This is a genomic window from Staphylococcus sp. HMSC035D11 (assembly GCF_001836075.1).
Classification (GTDB): Bacteria; Bacillota; Bacilli; order Staphylococcales; family Staphylococcaceae; genus Staphylococcus; species Staphylococcus hominis.
On sequence record NZ_KV827284.1, the window covers coordinates 611 to 1,268 of the forward strand.

At 51.5% G+C, this 658-nt stretch carries 7 tRNA genes (1 of these 7 only partly in view); all 7 read left to right on the forward strand.

Annotated elements, in window-relative coordinates:
- Positions 1–27 (forward strand) — tRNA-Ser (locus HMPREF2647_RS11390) (it extends 129 nt beyond the left edge of the window).
- Positions 28–53: 26 nt separating this feature from the next.
- Positions 54–127, forward strand: a tRNA-Met gene (locus HMPREF2647_RS09920).
- Positions 128–155: 28 nt separating this feature from the next.
- Positions 156–229, forward strand: a tRNA-Ile gene (locus HMPREF2647_RS09925).
- A gap of 9 nt (positions 230–238) precedes the next feature.
- A tRNA-Ser gene (locus HMPREF2647_RS09930) sits at positions 239–331 on the forward strand.
- A gap of 10 nt (positions 332–341) precedes the next feature.
- Positions 342–415, forward strand: a tRNA-Met gene (locus HMPREF2647_RS09935).
- A gap of 8 nt (positions 416–423) precedes the next feature.
- Positions 424–499: transfer RNA gene (locus HMPREF2647_RS09940), tRNA-Asp, on the forward strand.
- 35 nt (positions 500–534) lie between these two features.
- Positions 535–624, forward strand: a tRNA-Ser gene (locus HMPREF2647_RS09945).
- The last annotated feature ends 34 nt before the right edge of the window (positions 625–658 follow it).

The following is a 658-nucleotide window of genomic DNA, read 5'->3' on the forward strand; positions in this document are numbered from 1 at the left end:
GCGGTTCGATCCCGCTAGTCTCCACCATTTAAATCATTTACAAACTATATAACGGCGGTGTAGCTCAGCTGGCTAGAGCGTACGGTTCATACCCGTGAGGTCGGGGGTTCGATCCCCTCCACCGCCACTAATTATTAGTTGTAGAATTAAAATTTGGACCTTTAGCTCAGTTGGTTAGAGCTAACGGCTCATAACCGTTCGGTCGCAGGTTCGAGTCCTGCAAGGTCCATATAATTTTGGAGGAATACCCAAGTCCGGCTGAAGGGATCGGTCTTGAAAACCGACAGGGCCTTAACGGGCCGCGGGGGTTCGAATCCCTCTTCCTCCGCCATTTTTATTATCGCGGGATGGAGCAGTTCGGTAGCTCGTCGGGCTCATAACCCGAAGGTCGGTGGTTCAAATCCGCCTCCCGCAATTTGTTTTGGTCTCGTAGTGTAGCGGTTAACACGCCTGCCTGTCACGCAGGAGATCGCGGGTTCGATTCCCGTCGAGACCGCCATCTAATAATTTAATAGCAATTTACCTATAAAATGTGGAGGAATACCCAAGTCCGGCTGAAGGGATCGGTCTTGAAAACCGACAGGAGCTTAACGGCTCGCGGGGGTTCGAATCCCTCTTCCTCCGTATTTGGTCTCGTAGTGTAGCGGTTAACACGCCT